Source organism: Agriterribacter sp., from assembly GCF_035444585.1.
Taxonomy (GTDB): domain Bacteria; phylum Bacteroidota; class Bacteroidia; order Chitinophagales; family Chitinophagaceae; genus Agriterribacter.
Genome location: NZ_DAOMOZ010000247.1, coordinates 1 through 6303, shown reverse-complemented (window position 1 = coordinate 6303; position 6303 = coordinate 1). Strand labels below are relative to the sequence as shown.

Genomic DNA, 6303 nt, shown 5'->3' with positions numbered 1-6303 from the left:
CGCCCAGGTCCTTTGTAGTAATATCGAATGCCCTGGAGGTAAAGGCTTTTTTAATGGATATGTCTATACTTCCCAGCCATGCACCATCCATGCGTACATGCGCTATTAGATTTCCGCCCGCATCCACTACTGCAATATTCATAGGCTGTCCTATCTCCGCTGCCTTTTGTTCGGCGGCAACAATGATTTCTTTTGCTTTTGCTAATGTAATGCTCATAATACGGTAAAATTTATATCGCCTGAAAATATTTTCAAAGCTACTGAACCTGTCTCCTCAATTTGTGAACGATCCTGCTTTAAAATAGAACTATACTCCTGTTTGCAGGTAACCCTGATTTTATATGATTATTAAAAAAATAAATGGTTTGGCACCGCAGGGAAGGCTTAATGTTGTAAATTCATAACACTTAGCATACCTTTTGCAACCACTGCTGCGTACCATTTACCAGGGGTTGATCCAAAATGTTTTTTATGGAACATATCTGTTTGTTAAACCCGATCAATCTAAGCGATAATACAGTGCTGGAAAGCAGGGTAGAGCACCGTCGTGTTTTTAACCTCAAACATTGTGAGCTCAATATTTTTGAAACCTGCCATCCTTGTTGCAACGTGTCATTATCGCACAACGGACTGGTTATTTCAAGTATGATGAGAGGAAAAAAAAGAATGTCTTTATCTTCAGCAAAAGCATTCGATTTTTTGCCCGGCGAAACCGTAATCCTTCCTGAAGGCGTTTCCATGAAAGTTGATTTTCCCGAAGCGGATGAAAAGCATCCTGTACAATGCATTACTTTGGTTTTGGAATGGGATATGGTGTACCGGACATTGAATTTTTTAAATGAAGCCTACCCTAATAAAGAATCGCCCTTCGAATGGAAGCTGAATTTTAGTCGGTATCATTTCAAAAATAACCGGGAGCTGGCGCAAAGCCTTAACAAGCTTACCAGTATCAGTATGGAGGATAATATGGCAAAGGATGCATTAGCGGATCTGTCGCTTAAAATACTGTTGCTGCGCGTTATACAAACGCAAAATCTTGCTGCTCCCGCTCCTGTCCGCGATCATAGATTTGGACCGGTTATTCATTACATCAAAAAAAATTTATCGGAAAAGCTGAATATAAAAACACTTGCACGGGAAGCCTGTATGAGCCAGTCCGCATTCTTTCATTCATTCCGTGAAAATTTCGGACTTAGTCCGCTTGAGTATATACTTAAGGAACGTATTAACCTTGCAAAAAACATTCTGGTAAATTCTGCAGTAAGCATTTCGGAAGCCTGCTATCAGTCGGGGTTCAACAATCTGAACCATTTCATAAAACTATTTAAACGTATTGAAGGGGTCACTCCGAAAGAATACCGCAACAAATAAGGCGATAGCATACATTTTTTAATAGCGGTTATTTACCTGACCCTGCTTTTGGGGCCGGGAAGCTTTTGAGGCATTATATATCTTCTTCCACAGCGATTCAACTATCCACAGCACCAGCATGGCAATGGCTGCTCCCAGCAAAGTGTCAAGCACCCTTCCCTGCATCGTTACGGATATATTGGCATTAGGCCCGATGGTGGTATTGGTTAATGCCAATGGTGTAATGAAGATGAGGGCCAGCACATAGTTGCGGGTTACCACCACTTCGGTAGCAAACTGCAGCGCCATAATGATCAGAACGAGCAGGAAGCCGGTAGGATTTACAAAAAGGAGCGCTTCAAATAATACAATGCCCAAAAGTGTTCCCAATACGCGCTGGATGGCTCTTACCGTAGTAAGCCGGCGGTCTTTGGCCGCCTGCAGTATTGCCACTGCTGCGATCACCACCCAGTAAGCACGGTGCGCTGCAAGAGGACTGGCTGCAAGTTTGGCTACCATAACGGCCGCAACAATGCGCGCAGTGATCACCCGCCCGGTTTTGTCTAAACGGATGCGTAACGAGAGCGGCGGAAGTGCGGCTGCAGGATTACGCAGGAACGGCAGAGCCTGCATGGCCATAACTGCAAGGTAGGCAAGAATGGACCCCAGGGCAACGAGCATTGGAACAGTATAGCCCGCAACGGCTGCCCCGCCTGAACTAACGGGGGCGGCTAAGTGGCTGCTTACGGCTGCTACAAGGATGAACATGATGGGGCCGGGCGGACCAAGTCTGCTGCCCATTGTAAAAATACAGGCAACTGCTGCTACCACTACAAGTGCAGCCATGCTGAGCCACGCATTGCCCGAACAAAGCACACCTATAGCAGATGCCGCCACCAGTCCTGCCGCCACCAGGGGAAGTGCAAGCATGCGTTCGCGTGTGCTTCTCGCCGCGCAATAAAGCGCGGTGAAACCACCCAGTGAGGCCATTAATCCGAGCGACTGGTTCCCAAGGAAAGTAAACAGTGCAACCGGCAAACCCATGGCAAATCCTGCCTGCACCCCCACAGCCCAGCGCCAGGGCCCTTTGTTGAGCGCCGCTACCTGCTGGGCCGTGTGGCCCATTCTTTTGATATGATGCCTGACATTTCGTTTTTTCATTGTTCGGCAGCCGTGCTGATCATTTTACCGGCTTCATAACAGTGAGTCTGCTATATTCCTGTGAAGATCGCGGCCCGTAGGGAATAATTAATGAAATTACATAAATTAAAGAATGCTTATATTCCCGGATAGCATATCATCGTGCAAATAAATATATGAACTGGTTGCTCATTGCAGAAATTGTTTACTTCATCATCCTGGTGATGGTTTGCCTGCGCATTATTTATGATACCCGCAGCACTACCAAAACCCTGGCCTATCTGCTGCTGGCTATCTTCGTTCCGTTTGGGGGAATGCTTTTCTACTTTTCTTTCGGCATCAACTACCGCAAAAGAAAGATGTACAGTAAAAAGTTAACGGCTGATGATGATCTATCTGCTAAATTGCGCGAAGATGTATTCAGGTATTCGAAACATACATTCGAACATAGTGATCCGGAAGTGCAGAGCAACCGCGAACTGGCCCTTATGCTGGTAAAAGACAGCCTTAGCCCGCTAACAGCCGGTAACGAAGTGAAATTGCTGGTGAATGGTGAGCAAAAATTCCCTGAAGTGCTGGATGCTATCCAACGGGCCCGGAACCACATTCATATAGAGTACTATATTTATGAAGATGATAAAACGGGGAACGCAATAGCCGATGCGTTGATCCGCAAGGCCGGGGAAGGGGTAACAGTACGTTTTATTTATGATGATTTTGGCAGCCGTGCCATTCGTAAAAAGCTGGTGCGCCGTTTAAAGGCAGCAGGAGTGCATGCATTTCCTTTTCATAAGATCCTTTTTATAGCATTGGCCAACCGGCTCAATTACCGCAATCACCGTAAAATAATAGTGATAGACGGGGGCACTGCTTTTGTGGGGGGCATTAACGTAAGCGACAGGTACATCAACGCTGCCGGGCAACCCAATGCGCTTTTCTGGCGCGATACACATTTGCGTATTGACGGTCCGGGCGCGTTGTACCTGCAGTATCTTTTTTTATGCGACTGGAATTTTTGCGCGAGCCATAAACTGCAGCCTGATGCTTTGTTTTTCCCCCGGCCTTCGGCTCACCCGTTTAAAGATAGCAAAGTGGTGCAGATAGCGGCGAGCGGACCGGATTCAGATACACCCACTGTTTTGTTTTCTTTGCTGCAGGCCATCAACCTGGCTGCAAAAGAGATATTGATCACTACCCCTTATTTCATTCCCGGCGAAAGTTTACTGGATGCATTGATGGTGGCAGCGCTGGGAGGCGTTTCCGTGAAATTGCTTGTGCCGGGAATATCGGATTCCGTACTGGTAAATGCGGCCGCCCGGTCTTATTATGACGACCTGCTGAAAGCGGGTGTTGAAATTTATCTGTACAAAAAAGGATTTGTTCATGCTAAAACATTGGTTTCAGATAAAAAGATCGCAATAGTAGGAACGGCGAATATGGATTACCGGAGCTTCGATCTGAACTTTGAAGTAAACGCGATCGTATACGACAGTGGAGTGGCCGGTGAACTTGCGGGTGTTTTTTATGAAGATATTTTAACTGCCGAAAAAATTGACCCGGTGGCATGGGAAAACCGCCCGCTATGGAAACAAATGTTTGAAAAGACAGCGCGGCTCGTATCGCCGCTGTTGTAAGATCAGTTAACAGCTTTTTTTGCATCCCTGTCCTTTGCCGCTCCCTGGCGGAAATATTCATCCGCGGAAAATACACCGCTTCCTTTTATGGCAAATAAAATAAGCAGGAGCAGTGTGATAAGAGACAGGAAAAATTCAAATTTATTTTCACCCATACTTTGAATATTCACGAAAAATACGGCCACGATAAGAACGGGAATTTGAATAACCGAGGCTATTCTTGTAAAAAGCCCTATAAATATAAAAAAGCCGCATAACAGTCCAAGATAGGTGATCACCAGTGCCAGTGCTTCCGCGTTGGCCGAAAAAACACCAACTCCCGTATGCTCAATCAACGTTTGGGCAATGGCGGTATCGCGAATAAAATTGAAAGACTTCCAGAATAAGATCAAACCCAGGGCAGTCCTGAGAATAGTGAGCACAGTGGGCTGTCTGCTGTTGAGTTTTACTGTAGTAACGGGTTCACTCATAGTCTAAATTTTACTTTTTTGAATGCAACATTTAAGATCGTATTATTTCATTTCCGTAAATATAGCCAAGTATATCAAAAAAATATTGATTTTACTTAAGTCTTTGTTTTTTCCCCGTTAGATATTTCACCAGTTCAATACAAAGCAAACAACCAAGCGTAACAATAAGAATATCACTCACAACGGTCCATCCCAAGGCTTTTGTTTTGAAGATGGGATGTAAAAAAGGAACATACAGGATCAGCAGTTGTAAAGCAACGGTGAGTGCGATGGCTCCCCACATGCCCCTGTTGGCAAATAAACCGCCGGTGAACATGGAATGGTATACAGATCGCACAGATAGCGCATTGGCCAGCTGAACAAAACACAAGGTGGTAAATACAGCGGTTTGCTGCGTTCGCACATCATAGCCCTGTTGTGCCACCCACCATTGAACAAAGATGGCTGCAATGGCCAGTATGCCCCCTGTGAACAGTATCCTGGATATCAACCCGCCGGCAAACAAATTTTCTTTGGGCGGGCGTGGAGGGCGGTTCATGATATCTTTTTCCCCGGGCTCTGCAACCAGCGCCAGTCCGGGTAAACCGTCGGTTACCAGGTTGATCCAAAGGATATGAATGGGAAGCAGGGGAATAGCCAGGCCCAGTAGGGGAGCAAAAAAAATGGTCAGTATTTCACCCAGGTTACAGGAAAGCACATATACGATAAATTTTTTGATATTCTCATAGATCCTTCTGCCTTCCTTCACTGCTTTAACGATCGTAGCAAAATTATCATCCAGTAAAATCATATCTGCGGCTTCCTTCGATACATCCGTGCCTGTTATGCCCATGGCCACGCCAATATCCGCCTGTTTCAGTGAAGGTGCATCATTCACGCCATCGCCGGTCATGGCCACGAATTCACCGTTGGTTTGCAGCGCCTTTACAATATTTAATTTTTGTTCGGGCGTTACCCGTGCGTATACTACTGTGTTTTTTATTTCTTTGCCGAATTGCCCTGCTGTGAGCTTTTCCAGCTCGGCGCCGGTTTTTACACTTCCTTCTCCTTTTTCGGCCAATTGCAGGCGTTCGGCTATAGCCCGGGCTGTGAGGGGCTGGTCGCCTGTGATCATCACCGATTTAATGCCCGCGGTTTTACATTGTTTAATGGCTTCAACCACTTCTTCCCTCGGAGGATCTATCATTGCCGTCATACCCAGAAAATCGAGGTCCGATTCAATGCCGGTTTGGATATCGGAGGGCTCCCGGTCAAATACTTTATATGCGAAAAACAAAACCCGCAGGCCTTCAGCGGCCCATTCACGGTTGACATCCAGCCATTCCGGGATCTGATCTTTATATTGTTCCGACAGTGCTTCCGTTATTTTTCCGGGAGCGCCTTTCACAAACAAAACCCGTTTGTTCTGGTAGTTGTGCAAAGTGCTCATGCGCATTCTCACAGAATCGAAAGGCAGTTTTTTCAGCAGCGGAAATATTGCATCCGCTTCCGCTTTGGAATGACCTTTTTCCAAAGCATACTTCACCAGCGCGGTTTCTGTTGAATCGCCCAGCAATCCTTCCTCTTTCGAAAACCGTACTTCATTATTTAATATCATGGCATAATTCAGCCAGTCTTCCTTGCCGGGCACAGCCTGCAGCTTTTCTACCGTCATTATATTTTGGGTAAGCGTTCCGGTTTTATCGCTGCAGATATAGGTAACGGAACCG

The 6303-nt window shown here is 46.0% G+C and carries 6 protein-coding genes; 2 read left to right on the top strand and 4 right to left on the bottom strand.

Annotated elements, in window-relative coordinates; genetic code table 11:
* The coding region (locus PLH26_RS18995; protein ID WP_324587600.1) for a GlcG/HbpS family heme-binding protein at positions 1-217 on the bottom strand (217 nt) is incomplete at its 3' end.
* 254 nt (positions 218-471) lie between these two features.
* On the opposite strand from PLH26_RS18995, the gene PLH26_RS18990 reads away from it, so the two are divergent.
* Positions 472-1371 (top strand): helix-turn-helix domain-containing protein, encoded by a 900-nt coding sequence (locus tag PLH26_RS18990; protein ID WP_324587599.1) that lies wholly within the window; start codon positions 472-474, stop codon positions 1369-1371.
* A gap of 18 nt (positions 1372-1389) precedes the next feature.
* Here PLH26_RS18990 and PLH26_RS18985 read toward each other — a convergent pair whose 3' ends face one another.
* Positions 1390-2511 (bottom strand): FUSC family protein, encoded by a 1122-nt coding sequence (locus PLH26_RS18985; protein ID WP_324587598.1) that lies wholly within the window; start codon positions 2509-2511, stop codon positions 1390-1392.
* Between the two features lie 155 nt (positions 2512-2666).
* Between PLH26_RS18985 and cls the strand changes: the two genes are divergently transcribed.
* The gene (gene cls / locus PLH26_RS18980) at positions 2667-4124 is read left to right on the top strand and encodes a cardiolipin synthase (RefSeq protein ID WP_324587597.1); all 1458 of its coding nucleotides are present in this window, start codon (positions 2667-2669) and stop codon (positions 4122-4124) included.
* Between the two features lie 2 nt (positions 4125-4126).
* Here the strand turns inward: cls and PLH26_RS18975 are convergent, their stop codons facing one another.
* Positions 4127-4594, bottom strand: coding sequence for a DoxX family protein (locus tag PLH26_RS18975; protein ID WP_324587596.1), 468 nt, complete (start codon positions 4592-4594; stop codon positions 4127-4129).
* Positions 4595-4685: 91 nt separating this feature from the next.
* The coding region (locus PLH26_RS18970) for a cation-translocating P-type ATPase (protein WP_324587595.1) at positions 4686-6303 on the bottom strand (1618 nt) is incomplete at its 5' end.

Excerpts from the sequence above, each read along its gene's own strand:
- PLH26_RS18990 (WP_324587599.1), top strand. The coding sequence starts at position 472 with ATGGAACATATCTGTTTGTTAAACCCGATCAATCTAAGCGATAATACA.
- PLH26_RS18985 (WP_324587598.1), bottom strand. The coding sequence starts at position 2,511 with ATGAAAAAACGAAATGTCAGGCATCATATCAAAAGAATGGGCCACACG.
- cls (WP_324587597.1), top strand. The coding sequence starts at position 2,667 with ATGAACTGGTTGCTCATTGCAGAAATTGTTTACTTCATCATCCTGGTG.
- PLH26_RS18975 (WP_324587596.1), bottom strand. The coding sequence starts at position 4,594 with ATGAGTGAACCCGTTACTACAGTAAAACTCAACAGCAGACAGCCCACT.